At 63.7% G+C, this 16,804-nt stretch carries 27 protein-coding genes; all 27 read right to left on the reverse strand.

The genetic code is table 11. From position 1 onward, the window contains the following. Nucleotides 1-139 precede the first annotated feature (139 nt). The 27 genes from ACHIRB_RS25425 to ACHIRB_RS25555 all read right to left on the reverse strand — a co-directional run bounded on the left by ACHIRB_RS25425 (nt 140) and on the right by ACHIRB_RS25555 (nt 16,762). Nucleotides 140-505, reverse strand: coding sequence for a DUF7426 family protein (locus ACHIRB_RS25425; RefSeq protein WP_395124288.1), 366 nt, complete (start codon nt 503-505; stop codon nt 140-142). Beyond that, nucleotides 506-1,237 carry a phage tail tube protein gene (locus tag ACHIRB_RS25430; protein ID WP_395124287.1) on the reverse strand — a complete coding sequence of 244 codons (732 nt, stop codon included), beginning with the start codon at nt 1,235-1,237 and terminating at the stop codon, nt 506-508. It lies immediately after the preceding gene. A gap of 1 nt (nt 1,238) precedes the next feature. After that, nucleotides 1,239-1,694 carry a hypothetical protein gene (locus ACHIRB_RS25435; protein ID WP_395124286.1) on the reverse strand — a complete coding sequence of 152 codons (456 nt, stop codon included), beginning with the start codon at nt 1,692-1,694 and terminating at the stop codon, nt 1,239-1,241. A gap of 4 nt (nt 1,695-1,698) precedes the next feature. Further along, nucleotides 1,699-2,022 carry a hypothetical protein gene (locus tag ACHIRB_RS25440; protein ID WP_395124285.1) on the reverse strand — a complete coding sequence of 108 codons (324 nt, stop codon included), beginning with the start codon at nt 2,020-2,022 and terminating at the stop codon, nt 1,699-1,701. Further along, the gene (locus tag ACHIRB_RS25445) at nt 2,019-2,342 is read right to left on the reverse strand and encodes a hypothetical protein (RefSeq protein WP_395124284.1); all 324 of its coding nucleotides are present in this window, start codon (nt 2,340-2,342) and stop codon (nt 2,019-2,021) included. Before ACHIRB_RS25445 ends, ACHIRB_RS25440 begins: the two co-directional genes overlap by 4 nt. Beyond that, on the reverse strand, nt 2,339-2,710 hold the full coding sequence (locus tag ACHIRB_RS25450) for a hypothetical protein (protein ID WP_395124283.1): 372 nt from the start codon (nt 2,708-2,710) through the stop codon (nt 2,339-2,341). Before ACHIRB_RS25450 ends, ACHIRB_RS25445 begins: the two co-directional genes overlap by 4 nt. Nucleotides 2,711-2,725: 15 nt before the next feature. After that, a complete protein-coding gene (locus tag ACHIRB_RS25455) occupies nt 2,726-3,103 on the reverse strand; it encodes a hypothetical protein (RefSeq protein WP_395124282.1) in 378 nt (125 codons plus the stop codon). Between the two features lie 3 nt (nt 3,104-3,106). Next, a complete protein-coding gene (locus tag ACHIRB_RS25460; RefSeq protein ID WP_395124281.1) occupies nt 3,107-4,036 on the reverse strand; it encodes a phage major capsid protein in 930 nt (309 codons plus the stop codon). Between the two features lie 28 nt (nt 4,037-4,064). Next, complete coding sequence (locus tag ACHIRB_RS25465; RefSeq protein WP_395124280.1) at nt 4,065-4,499, reverse strand: hypothetical protein; 435 nt, start codon at nt 4,497-4,499, stop codon at nt 4,065-4,067. After that, the gene (locus ACHIRB_RS25470) at nt 4,496-5,926 is read right to left on the reverse strand and encodes a hypothetical protein (protein ID WP_395124279.1); all 1,431 of its coding nucleotides are present in this window, start codon (nt 5,924-5,926) and stop codon (nt 4,496-4,498) included. Before ACHIRB_RS25470 ends, ACHIRB_RS25465 begins: the two co-directional genes overlap by 4 nt. After that, nucleotides 5,923-7,320: a phage portal protein family protein gene (locus tag ACHIRB_RS25475; protein WP_395124278.1), complete on the reverse strand. Its 1,398-nt coding sequence runs from the start codon at nt 7,318-7,320 to the stop codon at nt 5,923-5,925. The genes ACHIRB_RS25470 and ACHIRB_RS25475 overlap by 4 nt, the downstream gene beginning before the upstream one ends. A 10-nt stretch (nt 7,321-7,330) precedes the next feature. Continuing rightward, nucleotides 7,331-8,767, reverse strand: a complete 1,437-nt coding sequence (locus ACHIRB_RS25480; RefSeq protein ID WP_395124277.1) for a hypothetical protein — start codon at nt 8,765-8,767, stop codon at nt 7,331-7,333. Nucleotides 8,768-8,780: 13 nt separating this feature from the next. Then, the gene (locus ACHIRB_RS25485; protein ID WP_395124276.1) at nt 8,781-9,206 is read right to left on the reverse strand and encodes a hypothetical protein; all 426 of its coding nucleotides are present in this window, start codon (nt 9,204-9,206) and stop codon (nt 8,781-8,783) included. Between the two features lie 139 nt (nt 9,207-9,345). Beyond that, a complete protein-coding gene (locus ACHIRB_RS25490) occupies nt 9,346-9,561 on the reverse strand; it encodes a hypothetical protein (RefSeq protein WP_395124275.1) in 216 nt (71 codons plus the stop codon). Between the two features lie 123 nt (nt 9,562-9,684). Beyond that, nucleotides 9,685-9,996, reverse strand: a complete 312-nt coding sequence (locus tag ACHIRB_RS25495) for a hypothetical protein (RefSeq protein ID WP_395124274.1) — start codon at nt 9,994-9,996, stop codon at nt 9,685-9,687. After that, a complete protein-coding gene (locus tag ACHIRB_RS25500; RefSeq protein WP_395124273.1) occupies nt 9,993-10,307 on the reverse strand; it encodes a hypothetical protein in 315 nt (104 codons plus the stop codon). The genes ACHIRB_RS25495 and ACHIRB_RS25500 overlap by 4 nt, the downstream gene beginning before the upstream one ends. A gap of 89 nt (nt 10,308-10,396) precedes the next feature. Beyond that, entirely contained in the window at nt 10,397-10,684 is a 288-nt protein-coding gene (locus ACHIRB_RS25505; protein ID WP_395124272.1) for a DUF7427 family protein, read from the reverse strand. A 106-nt stretch (nt 10,685-10,790) separates the two neighbouring features. Next, on the reverse strand, nt 10,791-11,648 hold the full coding sequence (locus ACHIRB_RS25510) for a hypothetical protein (RefSeq protein ID WP_395124271.1): 858 nt from the start codon (nt 11,646-11,648) through the stop codon (nt 10,791-10,793). Nucleotides 11,649-11,730: 82 nt separating this feature from the next. Beyond that, nucleotides 11,731-12,294, reverse strand: coding sequence for a hypothetical protein (locus ACHIRB_RS25515; RefSeq protein ID WP_395124270.1), 564 nt, complete (start codon nt 12,292-12,294; stop codon nt 11,731-11,733). Continuing rightward, nucleotides 12,291-12,497: a zinc finger domain-containing protein gene (locus ACHIRB_RS25520; RefSeq protein ID WP_395124269.1), complete on the reverse strand. Its 207-nt coding sequence runs from the start codon at nt 12,495-12,497 to the stop codon at nt 12,291-12,293. The genes ACHIRB_RS25515 and ACHIRB_RS25520 overlap by 4 nt, the downstream gene beginning before the upstream one ends. Beyond that, entirely contained in the window at nt 12,490-13,488 is a 999-nt protein-coding gene (locus ACHIRB_RS25525) for a hypothetical protein (RefSeq protein WP_395124268.1), read from the reverse strand. Before ACHIRB_RS25525 ends, ACHIRB_RS25520 begins: the two co-directional genes overlap by 8 nt. Continuing rightward, a complete protein-coding gene (locus ACHIRB_RS25530; protein ID WP_395124267.1) occupies nt 13,424-14,014 on the reverse strand; it encodes an HNH endonuclease in 591 nt (196 codons plus the stop codon). Before ACHIRB_RS25530 ends, ACHIRB_RS25525 begins: the two co-directional genes overlap by 65 nt. Further along, nucleotides 14,014-15,069: a DUF5131 family protein gene (locus tag ACHIRB_RS25535; RefSeq protein ID WP_395124266.1), complete on the reverse strand. Its 1,056-nt coding sequence runs from the start codon at nt 15,067-15,069 to the stop codon at nt 14,014-14,016. Before ACHIRB_RS25535 ends, ACHIRB_RS25530 begins: the two co-directional genes overlap by 1 nt. Continuing rightward, nucleotides 15,069-15,779 (reverse strand): PE-PPE domain-containing protein, encoded by a 711-nt coding sequence (locus ACHIRB_RS25540; RefSeq protein WP_395124265.1) that lies wholly within the window; start codon nt 15,777-15,779, stop codon nt 15,069-15,071. The genes ACHIRB_RS25535 and ACHIRB_RS25540 overlap by 1 nt, the downstream gene beginning before the upstream one ends. A gap of 52 nt (nt 15,780-15,831) precedes the next feature. Continuing rightward, nucleotides 15,832-16,032: a hypothetical protein gene (locus ACHIRB_RS25545; protein WP_395124264.1), complete on the reverse strand. Its 201-nt coding sequence runs from the start codon at nt 16,030-16,032 to the stop codon at nt 15,832-15,834. Then, entirely contained in the window at nt 16,029-16,499 is a 471-nt protein-coding gene (locus tag ACHIRB_RS25550) for an ASCH domain-containing protein (RefSeq protein WP_395124263.1), read from the reverse strand. The genes ACHIRB_RS25545 and ACHIRB_RS25550 overlap by 4 nt, the downstream gene beginning before the upstream one ends. After that, the gene (locus ACHIRB_RS25555) at nt 16,496-16,762 is read right to left on the reverse strand and encodes a glutaredoxin domain-containing protein (protein WP_395124262.1); all 267 of its coding nucleotides are present in this window, start codon (nt 16,760-16,762) and stop codon (nt 16,496-16,498) included. The genes ACHIRB_RS25550 and ACHIRB_RS25555 overlap by 4 nt, the downstream gene beginning before the upstream one ends. Between the last annotated feature and the right edge of the window lie 42 nt (nt 16,763-16,804).

A 16,804-nucleotide genomic window follows, 5' to 3' on the forward strand; every position in this document is an offset into this window, starting at 1 on the left:
TCCGACCACGCGGCGCGGATTTCCTTCTTCGCCGCCGGTGCCTTCGAGAGATCGTTGAACCATTCGCGGATGCCGAGGTCGGGAATCCAATCTCCGCCACCCGGGTCGTTCGGCCCGTACGTTCCAGGAAGTGAGAGGTCTACGCCCCCGTCGCCACTGGCTCCGGGGGCAACGGGTTTCCCGGGTCTTCCCCTCCGCTGTTCTCATGGTCCCAGTGGATTTGAGCGGCTTCGGCCGATACTGCGTAGTGCAGCAATGCTGTTCGGCCGGCGTGGACGATCTCCGGCCACTTCACGCCGTCTGCCTGCATCTGCGACAACGTGTCACCGAGCAGCTTCCGGATCTCGTCGACCTCTTCCTTGTCGACGAGCCGACCACCTGTGAGCAGCCGCTTCCGCAACCGCAACCCGTCGAACGCGGTAGGAGATTCGACCCGGTACCTCGTGCCCCCGATTGGGAGGTAGAGGTCCGGGTCGAAGAACTCCTCGAGGTCCTTGTAGGACACCTACACGACCGTCACGGCGCACGTATCCGTGAGCGCACCGAGGGTTGCCGTGACAGTCGACGTACCGGCCGCAACCGCCGTGACCAGACCGGACGACGAGACGGTCGCCGTTGCAGGAGTGCCCGACACGAAGGACGCCTCCGCGGTGCGGTTGATGCCGTTGTTGTCCTCGACCTGCAGCTGGAACACCTCGCTGTCGTCGAGGCTGATTGCCGTCGGATTCACCAGGATCGACGTCGCAGTCTCCGGCGCCTGCGGCTTCGCGATCGCTGTGGGCTTGCCGCGACCCGACAGCGTGCCTGTGAACTTCTGCAGGTCCTCGTTCGAGCCACCGACGTCAGTCCACTTCACCGCGAAGTAGTGCTCGAAGGCTTCGTTGAGGTCGTCGGTACGCCAGTACCGTGCCTTCACGATGTTGTCGTAGCCCTTATCTTTGCCCTTGGCGCGCAGCAAGGCGGCGCCCGGGTCGGGAGTGACGACGCCGCCGGACTTCTCGCCCTTCATCAGGCCTTCGAAGTTGATGTTCAACTTCTGGGCCGTGACGAGTTCAGACTTCCAGCCCTCCGAGTCGATGTCGGAGTCATCCTGCATCGTCGGGTCGGTGACAGGCTCGAACTTCGACAAGCCGCGCACGAAGAGCGGCACATCGGCGTCGTTGTAGATCTGGAACGCCCACTCCCCTGCACGGAACGTGAACAGAGACGACGAGTTCGGGGGACGTAATACAGGCATTTCATTCTCCTGGGTTGAGGGTGATGCGATACGAATCAGCCCGCATGAAGCGGCCGTTTGCGTCCGCTGCGGATTGCGCCCTCACCACCCGAAAGCAGGTGAGAACATTCACCCCACCCGGCCACGACTGGCGCGGCCCGGTGGGCTCTGAGGTTTCCAACTCGTCGAACACCGCATCGGCGAAGTCGCTCACCTTCAGCGGGTCCAATCCAGCTGCGCGGAAACGCATCCGGACGTAGTAGTCGCGATTCCATGGGTCGCGATCGCCCAGCTCGTTGTAGACAACGAGCGACACCGCGGTGTCAGGATTCGGTGCGAGCTTCTCGAACATCACCGCCGGCCGATCCGGATCCTCGGTGTAGACGGCATCAGGTCCGGAGTACTGCACAAGGTTCAGATCCGCGAGACGTGTTGCGAGGCTGAGCAACAACCGTCGTGCGGTATTGGAGGTTGCCACCGACTCAGCCTCCGATCGTCCGCTTGATCTGCTCGCCGAGGATCTGTTCGAACTGCGACGGGAATGCCTCGGCCGCATTCTCGAGGAACTTCGCCTCACCGTCGTCGTGGCGGTAGTCGGTGCGCTCGTGCTGAATGACCGCGTAGTCGGAGCTGAAACCGACAGTTGCTTCCCGGCCATCGACTTCCGCCGTGGCGCTCGCATCGAGTTCTCCAGAGTCGTCCGGGGATCGATGCACCGCATCGTCTTTCAACGCGTCGGCCGCCATCTGCAAACCGTTGGCGATCGCCTTGTCGAGACCGGCGACGCCTTTCCATTCGAGCGTCATGTCAGGTCGATCGAGTAGTAGTTCGGCATGAACGACAACCCACTGTCGTGCAGACCTTCCACCAGGACGAACGCTGTACGCCCATCCGGCAGAGTCACTTTCGAGTCGAGCGGGATGAGCGGAGTACCGAGTGGGAACGACACGCCGGATTCGCTCACCACCTCCTTGCCGTCGGCGGTGACGACGAGCTTGCGCTCGTTTCGGACGCGGCCCTTGAGCGACGCGTCTGCAGCTGCGTACGCCGCACCCGATGCGGTGTCCCCGATCTTGCGGAACACCGTCACCGGGATCGTGAAGAACACCGCCAGCGGATCGCTCACTGTGGGCAATCCCCGAAGTAGTACTCCGGACCGGGAGTAGCGGCGAGACCGAACAATTCGCGCATGTCGCTGGTGAACGTCAGCACCCAAGTGTGACCGTCGGCATCGGGAACTGTTGCCGTATAGGAAGCACCGTCGAGCGTCGCCTGTGTGATCTTGGGGCCCATCGAGCGTGGGCCATTGTCGAGCGCATCGGTCACCATCTCGATCGACACCTGCTTGGCGACAAGCAGATCATCGGCAGTGATAGTGACGTGTCGCCGGATGAGCCGCTCCGCGATCACGAGCAGCCCCTCGGCACGCGCCTCTTCGGCTGAGGTGAGGGGGCGCCACTGCTCTGCGATGTCATCAGGTTCTGCAAACGGCACGACGCCCCCTCCCCGCTAGTCCGAGCCTGTGCCGAATTTCGCGATGAGCTCCTGCTTGCTCAGCGCTTCGGCGTCGGATTCGGTCATACCGTTATCCACGGCGTACTCGACCCACAACTCCTTGAGCCCCGTCTTCGGGGGGACAGGCCCCTTCGGTCCGGTGGAGATGTCGTTCGGATCGGCCGGCGCAGGCGGCGACGAGACCGGTTCGGGTGCGACGACTTCCGGCTGATCTGCCGAACGGATTGCGCCCGCCTTCAGCAGCCGGGCCGCATCCTCGGCGTCGTCAATCGTCACGACGTCGCCCCGGCCGTACCGCTTGTACGCAAGCGGCGCGCCTGGTTCGGACACGATCTGATCGAACTGGTCGGCGGTCAGGATGTACTCCGCCATGACCTACGCGATCCCTGTGATCCACACAGCGGCCTTGGGCTGGTCGAGCCCCATGGCGCGCTTGATGGTGGTGTCGGAACGGAACGACTCGTTCGGGCCACCGTTCGGGCCGTTGCCTTCCGGGTACAGACCGGTCGACTCCAGTGGCCGGGTGTCGCTGTAGAAACCGACCGTGCCACGCTCGAGCACCAACGCCCGGTCGGTGGGGAACGACCGCGACGTGAGGATCGTGAGTCCGAGCACGTCCTTCGGCAGACGGCCGGTGTAGTTGATCGCCTCCGTCGAGAGCGAGTCCTTGTACACCCGGAGGAAGTCCTCGTTGTCCTGCAGAATCGGCGCGATGCTCGGATGCAGAACGATCGTGTCGGCCTGGAATCCGAGGAAGTCGTCCGCCGCAACCGCACCCGGCGTTGCCGAGGCCACCTTCTCCATCGCGTCGGCGATGTTCTTGCGGGGCTTGCCGGTGACCGCTGTCGCCCACGTTGCCGCAGCGGCGATCGTCGGTACAGCTCCGCTCAGCAGCAGCGTCCGCAGAGCACGATCATCGGCACGGATGAACGTATTCGTCAGCTGCGTGATCTGAGTGTTCACGCGATCGAGTTTGTTCTCGTCGATCATCTCGCGTGAGACTCGGACACCGAGACCCTTCTTCGTCGCGTACGCGATCCGAGGAGTGCCGAGTTGCCCTGCACCGACCGGGATCTCGGTGAACTCGGCGACGTCATCGACATCGGTGCCGAGATACAGCGGCGTCGACTCGGCGTACTGCACCAGGCCGTTGGTGTTTCCACCGGCATTGCGCAGCAGAGTTTCGGAGATGAAACCGTTCTCCAAGATCGAGAGAATCCTGGCGGGAACCGCCAGGGGGGCGCCGACAAGATCGGCGACGGTAGTGCGCGGGCCATCACTGACGCTCAGCACGTTGACAGGCATTGCATTTCCTTTCGGTGGTTCTGAGCGATCAGACGGTGATTCGAGCGAGGCCGACCGGGTTGGTCGCCACAACGACGCCGGCAGGCGCGGTGCACTTGCCGACGATGGTTCGCGCGTCCGGCGTAGCGCCAGCCGGTGCGACCCTGCCGAGCGAAGTGGCGACCAGCGGATCGCCGAACGCCGCATCGGCGGAGTACGTGACCGGGACTTCCATTCCGCCGTACGCGACACCCACGACGGTCGGCGTGACGGCTGCCAGCAGCACACCGTTGACCGGGGTGGTGACGACGTCGGCAGGGTCCTGGGCATCGGTGAGGGCAGCGCCGAGCACCTTCACGCTCGCCGCACCAGCGACGCCGATCTTGCCGCCCGACCGGGCTTCGACAAGTTGACCGCCGACGATCGCCTCGTCGGGAATGAAGGTTTTCGGTCCTGACTTCGTGACGATCGGGACGGCGCTCATCGCAGGCTCCAGTTCTTGTAGACGGGGGTTTCACGGACGGAGGCGGCGACAGCGGGTGCCTCGTCGCGGTCCTGGCTGTGGCCGCTCTCCGTCGTGGGGATCAGCCCGGGCGCGAGCTCGTTGAGCGTCTTGGTGACACCCTCGCGGTCGGAGGCCAGTGCGGCCATCCAATGCTGCTTGCGGGCTGGCGGGATCTTGCCCTTGCTGATCGATGCAGCAACGAGTGCTTCGTCGGCCTGGCGGAGCTGCTCGATGCGTGCCTCTTCACCGCGCTTCGCGGCGATGAGTGTCGACTCCCACACGTCCTTGTCGACGGTGAAGGTTTCGACGTTGGTCGCTGCCGGCGCAGGCACAACCGGTGCGGGCGCCGCCGGAGTTTCCGCCGGTGCCGGGCTGTCGTCGGCCCGCTCGCTGAGCGCCTCGTCGACTGCGGACAACAGGGCTTCTTCACTGATCTCGGCGTCGGTGATGCCGAGCCGCTGGAGAAGTCCCTCTTTCAAGTTCGCCATGATGGCGTCCTCTCTTTCGGGGTGAACCTCTACCGGCTCGGCAGAGGCGGACTGGTTGGCTGCCCTGTTCTTGCGGCCAGGACGGCCGGGCCGTGACTCGGCGGCCGAGGCGTAGGACGCCAACGGTTTCCGAATGGACACGGACGCTGCGACATACTCACGCTTGACTTCCTGCGGATCAGCGAAGGTCACCTCGCCATCGGCAGACACCGCGAATGGGACACGCCACAGTGAGCCGTAGTCCTCGTCGATCGCGATGACCTCGGTGGGATCGATGAACAGATCCTCGATCCACCACCAGTTGTTGGCGGCCGGGCCTTCGTAGAACGCGCGGCGAACATCTTCGACCGTGGCCGAGGCGGCCACTCGTGCAGAGTTGGGCACGGCAGATCCTTTCAGGGTGAGCGCGAACGGCTCTGCGTCCGTGCTGGTTTCGATAGATGCCGCGACCCCATATAAGGCGGCGACATCCTGCAGTGACTCCAACGTTCCGATGCCCGGGGGGGTCACACCGAGCAGTGCGACCGCAGTCATCACGAACGGGTGCTCGTGTCCGATCTGGCAGCGATAGCCGTGCCAACCCTCCATCGATCGGTCCGGGTACGCGGACGCCATGACTTCGCCGAGCCACGCGGGAAGACCGCAGTAATCGCCGACCAGGGTTGTGCCGTCGTCGGTTACGGCCATGCTGCCGACCCATCCGACTGCCGGTTCGCCGTCGAATCGTGGGTCTGTGTGGCCCAGTTTCAAGACCGGGTTGCGCACCGCTGGGCAATCCAACGCGGCCACCGCCGCATAGAGGTCCGCACTCGTCACGTTGAACTGGCCGGTCGAGATGTCCCAACGTCCTGCTTGGATCAGATCGACATTCGGGATCGTCACCAGCACAGGACGATTGGGGACGATTACGTCCGTCATTCGCCGACCAATGTCACAGGCAGCAAGCCGAGGTGCTTGATCGGATCGAGCCCGACCGCACGGAGGGCATCTGCCGGTTCGAAGCCCGACCGGATCAGAGTGCCGGCCGCGCCGATACGCTGCGCCAACTCTTCGGCGTCGTACTCCGGCAGTTCATCGAATGCGTCCGGGGCAGCCTGAGGAAGTCCGTACTGCTGCCGTGTGTACCGCTCAAGGTTTCCGTCGATGCGGATCAGGCCCGCATCGATGAGCGTTTTGAACGACTGCGCCGTGAGGTCCTGGCGAGATCCGATCTCGTCGAACACGATTCGCGGAGCTGGGACGTCCTCGCCGAAGTTGATGTCGACCAGATCCTCGACGACGTGCGCGTTCGTAGTGTCAGCAATCGACTCCCCGAACGTCTGAACCGACTGGACGAACGTGTCCTCCAGCACCGACGCGAGCGCGTGCGAACCGCCCCGGTCGAGGTTCAGGAAATGAGCGAGCCCAGTAAGGGCAATCTGCCTGTCCTGGTAATCGATCGCCTGCTGAATATCGGGCAGGTTTCCCTGCACACCGAGCAGCTCCATCTTCGCGCCGTACGTCAGACCAACGCCTGAGTAGGCGCCGCCGCGGTACTGCGATGCCAGCTTCTTGTACTTCCCGATGTCGGTCTCATGCTCCGGTGCCGTGGCGACGGGCACGCCCATACCGTTGCGCTTGGCCGCACCGGCCTGGATGCGCATCAGCTCGTCCTTCATAATCCAATGTTTGTAGGCGGGGCGCAGCAGCGAACGACCCGTCCACACACCAGGATCGGGGTCACGCACGTACGCGACCAGCGAGCTAACTGGGATCGGAGCGGACTTCCCCAGCCCGTACAGCACGCGTCCGGTGCTCGACGGAGGGTGTTGCTCGATCGATTCCAGCCCACCATCGAGGGCGACGTTGATCTTGGAGATAGTCGACGCCGGCCTCGGCGCCAACTTCCGCAGATACATGAGCCCGTCATCGCCCGGCCGGTAGACCTGTTCGAAGAACTGATGCCCGTACCGCAGCATCAGAAGCGCGTACTGCAGGTGCTGACCGAACGAGAATCGTCCTTTCAGACGCGTCTTCACGAGCTCGTCGGTGCCTTTGATGGGCAGATTCAGGTTCGCCGCGACGAACGAAACCACCTCATCCGGCGCGCCATTCGGGTCGATCCACCACTTCGTCCGGCGCACAGGAAGCGTGATCGCCTGCAGAACCGACGACACTCGACCGTCTTCGGAGTCCATCCGCTTGTACACGTGCACCGAATTCGGCCACTGCAGATCGGGGACCTTCTCGTCCTGGTCCCACTGCTGGAATCCGCCCGGCTGCCCGTTGACGTAACCGAGCTCGAACGACGTTGGAGCTACAGAATCGGCCACGAACACCTCCTTAGAAAGCAGCGGACATGATGTCGAACTCAGCGTTTTCGGGCACGGCGTCAAACGAGGGCGAAGGAGGTGGTGCCGCGACCTGCGCACCGAAGGTGATGAGCCCCCACCGTGCGGCGGTCGCAGCCTGCAATGGCGCACCGGTCTGCTCGTCCCACACCCACGTGCCACCGGTCATGGTCTTCTTGCCGGCGCCTTCGAGCGGTTCGGTCAGGCGCGGATCGTTCGCATGCGACAGCGCTTGGTTCACAGCGTCGGTATAAAACCCGCCGCAAGCCTCCGCATCCTGCGAAGACGACATGATCTCGGGCTCAATACCTTTCGCTCGCAGGTCCGGAAGCATCGACTTGGCGGGCGAGTTGTGCCGCATCACCAAGCAGCACGGATCCCACGCGAGCACCAGGTCGAGGACCTTGTCGAGCACCTTCGGCGACGGTGCCTCGAGGTACCCAATCTCCAAACGAATCCGGCCGTCGATAGTTCGAGTCGCCGCCGCGATCGTCACCCACCGCTGCGCCGAATCCATCTCCAACGCCAACGCGATCGGCCCGGACACTGGCGGGCGGTGCTCCGTCATATCGCCCCACAGCCCCATGTCGATGACGTGCTTGCGAGCGCCACCCGGCTTCGGCCACACGCCGATCGACATGTACTCGACCAAGAACTTGCTGACGTTCGACCGCATCGACCGGCGCGCATTGGCGATCGTCTCCACCGGAAACAGATGGCCCATAGACGGATTCGCCTTCGCCCACTCCACCGGGTCATCAGGATCAGCACCCTGCTCGCACAGCCAACCGAGATAGCAGAGCACCGGGTCGTTACCGGCCAGAGCCCGCCAATACAGGTCCGCCCAGATCTGCGAGTACTGCATCGACTCATCAGGCGCAGTGCCGGCGTAAACGATCTGCCCGTTCGACGCCGTGTTGATCAACGGCAGCAACGCCGCCTGCGACTCCGGCGTGTAGATCATCGCCTCGTCGACAACCAACCGCTCATACGAAGTACCGCGACCACCCGATGCAGTCCGCGTCGCGAAGTCGACGAACGAACCGTTGTGCATCACGATCGCTTCGTCGCCCTTGCCAGTGCGCACCGACGCCAGCATCGAGTTCTTCGGACCCGGAGGACCTGCCGCGCCCGGCAATCCCTGGATCAGCGCGAGCAGTTTCTTCAGCGACTTCGTCGCGGTCCGAGCCTCATGCGCCGTGTGCAGAATCGGAATGCCGGGCTCCGAGCACATCCAATCCAACTCGAGCGACTCGACATCGCCCGTCTTACCGTTCTGCCGCGCCGTCAGAAGCGCCGCCTCGTACGCCGCCCACTTGCCATCAGCACGGACACCCTGGATGTCGATCAACGACGACTGCTGCCACGGGAACAACTCCCGGCCAGCCGCCGCAGTCAACGCAATCGCACGGCCACCAAACGACCGCACACGCGGAGGAACGCTACGAAGCGTCGGAGTTTGCGACCCCACCATCGGCGAACTCAGAGACAATTGCGGCAACGAACGCCCTTCCCGCCTCGACTGGCGAACCCGCCCCACCGCCAGCACCAGCCGCGTTCAGCTGAGCGACGATCTGCCGCAGCACATTCGCCGTCTGCCGCGCCTCCGAAACCGCAGATGTGATGTCCACGCGGAGCGCCAGCTCCCCATCGACCTTCGCCTTCGGCACCTCAACCAGCGCCCAGGTCGCAGAATCACCGGAGATCACCGCATGCAGTTGGTCGAGGCGATCCGCCAACCGCGCCGCCTCCGACGCCAACAACGCCCGACCGATGTCAGCCGAGTTGGCCGGCGCAAGCGCACGCCACACAACCGACCCCCGCGGACCCAACCCCGACGGCCGCATAGCCGCCGGCAACCGAGTCACAGCATCCGCCAGGCGTCGACGAAACCGACCCTGGCGGGATGAAAGCCCCCCGCGCCACGAAAGCCCCCCGCCCGGGGGGGGAATTCCTGACCTTGGTCAGGTAGCCGGACGGGGGCCCCTTCGATAATTTTCGGATGTTTCATTTCGCCCATTGGAGTGTGTTGCCGGGGTGGCCGCCGTGCTGGTGGAGCAGTGCGGGGCGTTGGTCGTCGTGGTCGCCGTTGCCGCGTTGGATGTTGCAGGTTTGGTGCAGTAGTCGGTCGGTGATGGTGCCGCCGTGGTCGCGGCTGGTGCTGTGGTCGCCGTGGAGTTTGTGACCGTCCCAGTTGAGGTGGGCGTTGTTGTCGTTGTACATGGGTTTGGCACACCACCAGCACGGTGTTGTGTCTCGGTGCTGTTGCTTGAGGCGGAGTACTTGCTTCTGGTGTTGCCAGCCGAGTCCGCGTTGGGTGGTGGTGCGAGGCATCGCGTCGGACTGCTAGCTGAGTAGCGTGCCGACGTCGAGTCCGCGGACCTGTGCTGCGCCTGCGATGGGTTGGAGTGGGTTGGCGATCGCCGTTGCCCACTGTCCGGTCGGTGTCCAGCCTGCGGGCATGACGTCGCGGATGGCGCGGTAGACGAGGGTGAGGTTGCCACCCTTCTTCAGGTTGGCCTTGACGGTGGGCACGACGTCGGTGCGGAGGCGGTCGAGCTGCTCGGGTGTGGCGTCTTCGCGTGCGGCTGCGATTGTGTAGACGCAGGCGAGAATGCGGCCGAGTCCTTGGTTCTTGGGTGTGTCTTTGACGGTCATGGCGTGGCCTGCCTGATGGGTCGGCTGAGTCCTCGTCGGTCTTCGCGCCAGTTGTCGATGTCGCCGGTCTTGACGATAGGCGTGCCGTTGACGAGTGGTGCGACGAATGGTGCTGTCTCGTCGAAGGCTTGGGCTGCGGTCTTGCCGGCCGCATAGGCGTTGTCGATGAGTGCTTGGACTGGTGCGGCGTCGACGCGTGGGATGGGCAGGAAGCCGATGCTGTCGGTGTCGTTGGTCCAGAGGATGCCGATGGAGCCGCGGGCTGCTGGGGTCCAGCGGCCTTGCCCGGTGCGGTCGGTGTTGTAGGTCATGGGTCAGAACAGTTCGATGACCAACGGGATGAGTTTCGCTGCGGCGGAGGCGATCGTGATGACGAGTGTTCCAATGGTGATGATGGTGCTCAGCATTGCGAGGCCTCCTGTGTGCGTGGCATGTGGTCTGCGCGTCGTATGACTGCGAAGCCGAAGCCTGCGTATGGGTCGAGTCGTGGGTGTCGGTCGAGTGCGTTGAGTAGGTGTGCGACCGTGACGGTTGCGAATCCGATGGTGCCTGCGATCGTGGTTATCGGTGCGCGCTGCATCAATCGGTCCCACACGTGAGAGATCATCTGCCCGTCTTCGGCTGTGACTTCGTGGGCGAGAACGACGCCGAACACAGCACCGATAGCCTGCGGACCTGTGAGCGCCAATGCTCGGCCCCCTTTTCTCACGGGCACAAAAAGACCCCAGAAACACTTTTCGGGGTCGCCGAATGGTTCTGAGGTTGTCCCCAGAATACATAAACGCAGGTCAAGATCAAGCATCGACGGCCACCGTCAGCTCGCGCCTGACTGCTCGCAGTACGTCACCGAAGCGGTAGACGGGTGGATCGTCGCGGTGTATCCATGCCGTCGTGATGGTGTTGCCGTGTAGCCATCCGCGTTTGATGAGCCAGCGCGGCGGTCTGTTGTTCCAGTTGTGCAGTGTGGATGTAGGGATCTTGTAGCCCATCGCGCCGAGGTAGCCGGCAATCTGCTTCATCGTGCACAAGCGGTCCTCGATGCGGCGTTGGGCGTCGGCCATGATCTTGTCGACGTTGTGCTGCTCGCGGCATCGTCCGCACCGCACCCACTGCTCGCCCGACTCGGCGCGCAGCTCGAACTCGCACGGCTTGCCCGATTGCAGAACGCCGGGGCAGGGTCCGAGGTAGCGCAACTCGGGCGCTCGATCGACGGCCATGCGTGCGCGGTCGATCGCGTTCGATATGTCGGCGATCATCTCGTGCGACGCGGGCATGAGTCGGATCGACTGCGGGTTGCACGCGAGCCATATTGCGACGCACTCGGCTTCGGTGCATGACGAGAGCGCGAATGCCGCCTTATCGCGTCGGCCCGTGTTGCAGCGGTTCGCCATCACGAGCCCGCGCAGCCCCGCGGCTTCGATCGGGATCGTCAGGCGGTAGTGATCTTCGATATGTCGGCCCCAGGTGGTAAGCGAGTTGACGAGTGCGTCGTACGGGCGTCGGTGCGGTAGTTGCCCGTTCTTGTCGATGTTGATCGGTAGCGGCGTCTCGGCAGACTTGCCGCCGTTGCGGCCGTTGCTCATTCGCGCCAGTCGCGCCGCGGTAATCGTAATGTCGGCGACGATGCCGGGAACGGTTTTGAGTTCGCTCACAAACTCTCCTACGCAGACGTCGCACAGTGGCACCGAGTCGGCGACCGGGCGGTCGCATTCGCTGCACAGGACGGCGTGAGCGTTAGACACGTACAACCCCCTTCGGCCAACTGACGTTCGGTGATATGTGGCACGGCAATTCAGGCTCGAGCCAACCGAGTTGCATCGCGCCCATCGTGGCGAGGGCGAGCGCGTCAGCCTCGTTGTCGTTTCGGATTAGTGCGGCAGGCCAAAGCTCGCGCATTGCTGCGACCATCTCGGCCTTCGAGGCGTCACCGCTACCTGTCGCCCATTTCTTGACTGTCTTCGAAGCGACCGTCACGACGGGTATTCGGCGCAATGCCAGTTGCTCGACGATTCGGTAGTAGACCGTTGCGCGCTCTGCGAATCGTCCTGGCGCATTCGGATTCGGGCGCCCGGGTGACTCGATGACGACGAGCTGCACCGACGAGGGCAGCGATCCCCATATCCGCCGCGTCTGGTCGCCGATGCGGATGGCGGTCTGCGTGATCGTGTCAGCGTTCGATCCTTGCCGCCCCATCGTGGCGCAGATCGGCTTGTTCGGGTTCCCAGCTATGCGTGGATGCTTGATTGTCGAGACACCGGCAGCGGTCAAGCTGGGATCGATACCGACCACCGTCGTCACGGCTTCTCGACCTCCTCGAATGGCAGCTCACGCAATTTGAGGGCAGCCTCCAGGCGACCGTGATGCGCCGGTGGTCCGACGAGCTCGATTCGTTCGCCGGCCGATCCGCGACGGAAGCACACGTCGCCGGGGGCCGCGTGGCACTGCGGGCACATGATCGTGTTCGCGTCGTTGCGGACGGCGTGCGAGTTCTGGCTACGCATCGGCGGTCACCGCTTCGGCAACTTGAGGCAGGAACGCTTGCCACGCTTCGAGACTCATCGGCGTGTGATCGCAGCGGACCGCAGGTAGGTCGAACTCTTTGAGTGAGGTCGGCTCGTGCCGGATGGCGTTCTCGTCGCACAGTTCGCAGGCGTCGATGGCTGCTCGGCGGCTACCGAGCTCCTGGCGCTTGGCCTGCAAGGTGGCCGCATTCCATTCGTCGAGCAGGCGCCGAGAGTTGCCGCACGCTCTGCACGGTTCGGTCGTCGGGTTTTCGAGATGCTTGGAGCAGCGGGGGGCGGGGGCTTTGTCGGCAACCTTCGCCTCGGACGCGCTCGCGCCCCTCCCTAAACTTTCAATCTCAGGAACAAGAGATGTACCCATACCTGTACCAGTACCTGTGGGTTCGCTAAGGGTTCCCGATGGGTTGAACCCTTCGGGATGGGTTACCGAAGGGTTCGGGATGGGTTCGCTATGGGTTGCGGAAGGGTACGCAAACCCATCACCCGGATCGATCTCGTTCGCCGTCGCGGTAGCGTCCGCCCGACGTAGCTTCCGCAATTCCACAGCCACTTCATGGCGAAGCATCTCCGACGCGACGACCGTCGCCGCCCGGAGCGCGGACTTCAACGTATTCGGCACTTTCCAGACCTCACAGGTGCGCATGTACGAGCGAACGAACAGCTCCTCGGTGTCATCGTCGAAGAACACGAACCGCGCCGCCTGAAGCTCTTTCAGATCCCTCCAGATGTCTTCGACGGTGATCGAGTTGCATCCCTTCGCCCACTTCGTCACCTGGAGTGGCTGAACGCCAGCGCGATCGATCACGCTCTGTGAGATCAGTTCGAGATAGGTGCATTGCGCGTCGCGTGAGAGTGCGCGGAAATCCTTATCTCGCCATATCGATTCTTGAATCACGCCGATTTTGTTAGTCGCCATTTTTGGCCGCCTCCCATTCTGTGACGATTTGCGCGGCACGGTCTTGTGCGGCACGAATGCGTCGCCAGCAGCAGCCGCAGAAATAGCGCCATTCGTCCGCTGTGCGGGCATTCATAGCGACCTCGACCAGTTCGACTAAGTCGCCGTATTCGAGCCCGGCTTCGAGGAACTGGTGTATCGAAACGCCGAAGGTGTCGGGCAGCGGGATCTTATGGACGCCTCCGAGTTTGTCGGTCCATGTCCAGCTGTTCCACTTAGCCAAGAACCATGTGTTGTCCTGAGCTCTTTGCGCTTGATTCCGAACCCGCTCGGCCGCAGCCTGCTTCATTGCTTGCGCCCACAAGAGCGTTTTGGTTTCGATGTCCGCAACTATCGGTGCATCGGGGGCGCTGGCTGATTTGCCCGCGTTGCATGGTTGGCACGCCGTGACAAGGTTGCTCGGGTCGTCCGATCCACCTAGCGCGACGGGCACAACATGATCAACGGTCAGCTTCACTTCGGGAGCGGTTGCGCCGCAGTAGCGGCACGTGTGGTTGTCGCGTCGAAGGATCTCGTAGCGCAACCTCTTGCTGACGGCCATTAGACGACCTCATTTCCGTTGTGCGGGAACTCGTCCCATGTGCGGCCGTCGAGTTCGCGGCCTGCCGCCTTCTTGCCGACCCGGCGCATGACCGTCCAACCTTGATGACCAGCTGCAAACGGATCGAACGGGTTGTCAGGATTGAGCGCGGTCGTCCCCGTGGCGTGTAGTGCCGTCTGCCGACTGTTCGGCTTCCGCGGGACATTGAGGACGGTGTACTCCTGTCCCATCGTGACGGGATTGCCTGTGATGTAGCGGGTTACGTCCTGCTCCCATTCGCCCCACTGCTTGAACAGGAACGCGACGCCGGCGCTTTCGCATTGGTCACGGATGCTGCGTGCCCAGTCGGGATGCATCGGCCTTGCGCCGCGGCCTGATTCGCCGCCGACGATTAGCCAGGCGAGCGGTGCTCGCCCGTGCACGTTGCAATGCTCCTGCGGCCCTTCGTAGGTCGAGGGCGAAACTCCACCTGGGTAGCAGTTGCACAGATTGATCGGGCCGAGCAAGGGTTCGGCACTGACGAATCGAACCGCAGCGGGCGTATCGAGCAGCACCGGAATGCGAGCGTCAGCCCACTGCTGATTCTCAGCCGAAACGCCTAGCCAGACGTTCGGAAGCGGCCAGTCCGAAGTGGCCCAGTCGCTTTCGCCGCCGAACTCAACGGATGCTGCAAACACCTCGTCGATAAACGTGTCCGACGAAAGTAGCGAGCGCATCCGTGCGTGCCGTTTCGTGAGGACCTGGAATGTGTGCTGCGACGCCACCGCCATTACTGCGAACACCTGGGCGATGTACTCGTCGGGGATGTCTTTGTGGAACAGGTCTGACATCGAGTTGACGAACACCCGGCGCGGCTTCTTCCACCGCAACGGCTCTTCGAGTTTGTCCGGCCGGAGCTGGACGTCGAAACCGTTCTCGTAGTAGTGACCTGGCGTGCCCCGGAATCGTTCGGCGAGCGTTTCGGCGTAGCAGTGATCGCAGCCTGGTGAGACTTTCGTGCACCCCGTGGTTGGATTCCACGTGACGTCGGTCCACTCGATTGATGTCTTGCCCATCACCGCACCCCCGCATTGATCGCGTCGGCGAGGCGGTCTAGATGCCCACCTGCGATATACCGGGTCGTGTGCTCACCCGATAGGTACCCGGCGATGTAGCGGCCCGCTGCGTCGTACTGAGCGTGTGTGCCGATCGGATCGCGTAGCCAGTCCCGCCACGACGGAGCGACCTGTGGTGGACGTTGCCCGCCGATGAGGAAGTCAGCCACGCGGCGTAGCGGGCTCTTGTCGGGGCAGCAGGGGATGCCGTCGCCGGCGTGTGCCACGTCGAAGGTGCGGATCGACGGCCAGGTGAAGTGCGCGCCCGCGATGCCGTAGCCGGGGAGGTTGCCGCCGGGTGCTCGTCTTGGGTTGGCGACGAGTCCCACGAAGAGTGTGTCGGTGTCTTGCGTGTAGTCCGAGCCGACGTGGCAGTCCTCGAGGAAGTCGGACACGACGTACGCGCCGAGGCTGAATCCGAGAATGCCGACGCGGTTCGGGCTGCGGCGGATCGCCTCGGCGAGGTTGCGTTTACCTTCGACCAGCGACTGTGACAGTGACGGGCCGAACGGGTTGCGCTCGGGGTTGACCGGGCCGACTGCTGCTGGGTACGAAAGGTCTGCGATGTGCCGGAACCGTGGCTTGTCGAGGCGGCGAACGACGTTGGCGAGCATGTTGTTCGGGTGGTTGCCGAGTTCGCCAGCGCCGCGAACGGTGATGATGTCGATCACGTTGTGCTCCTTCGATTTCGAGCTGCTCGGCGTGTCGGTCGACCTTCGCCCTTCAGTAGCGCGCGCCGAAGGAAGCGTCCGGAGCAACGACTCGGGCGCGGAGGACTCGCAGATCCTGAGCGGACAGGGTGTCGTGAGCCGATTCGGATCCGAGGATCGATTGCGCACGCGCGGTGTTCGCGTCGGCTGCCGCTTTCGATCGGTACTCGTTGGCGCGGTCGAGCGCCACCTGTGAGAAGCCTTGCAAGCTCATGGCCGTCCCTCTCGTTCAAGCTGCGCGATGATGTCCGCCGGCGGCGTCCACAAACCGAGGGCGCCTGTGCATGGGATCGGCTCGGCGAGGGGGCGCGCGTTCTCCAGGACGAGGTGCACGATCTGTCGCCGCTCATGTCCGCCGTGCTCGACGTACGCTGACTCGCCCCATGGTCGGCAGCATCCGGCGTCAGGGTGCACGTCGACGAGCTCGACGGTGCCTAGGATTGCGGCGCAGGTCGTCCATGCGGGCGGGGTGACGATGCCGCTGTCCCAGCATCCGAAGCCGGTCCGTCCGGTCGCTGCCTTCTGTACGAGCGGTGAGTCCATGCCGCGGTCTGAGTAGCGCATCCCCGCGTGGATCGCGAGGGGCCCGCGATACTTCCAGAGCTGCGTGCGGTTCTCGATCGTTTTGCCGCCGTGCATGATTGCCCATGCCCACGGCTGTTGAACGGTAAGGGCTTTCACAGCTGCCCCTCACGTTCAAGGTAGACAGCGGCGGCGAGCTTCTCTGCGCGGTATCCGTGCCAGTGGTCCAGGCCGTCGGGCAGGGTGACGGTGACGACAGGGACGGCGGCATAGCCGAGATCCCTAACCCGTTGCGCAGCAGCCGGGTCGGCGCTGACGTCGTGCTCGGTGTACGTCGCGCCTGCGTCGTCGAGTGCACGTTTCGTCATCTTGCAGGGCATGCAGTTCGGCCGTGAGTAGACGTCGATCGCGATGTCGCTCATCGCGCCACCTGCCAATGCTGGACGCCGACCGCGAGCGCTGCG

It is taken from the genome of Antrihabitans spumae (genome assembly GCF_043944905.1).
GTDB classification, from domain to species: domain Bacteria; phylum Actinomycetota; class Actinomycetes; order Mycobacteriales; family Mycobacteriaceae; genus Antrihabitans; species Antrihabitans spumae.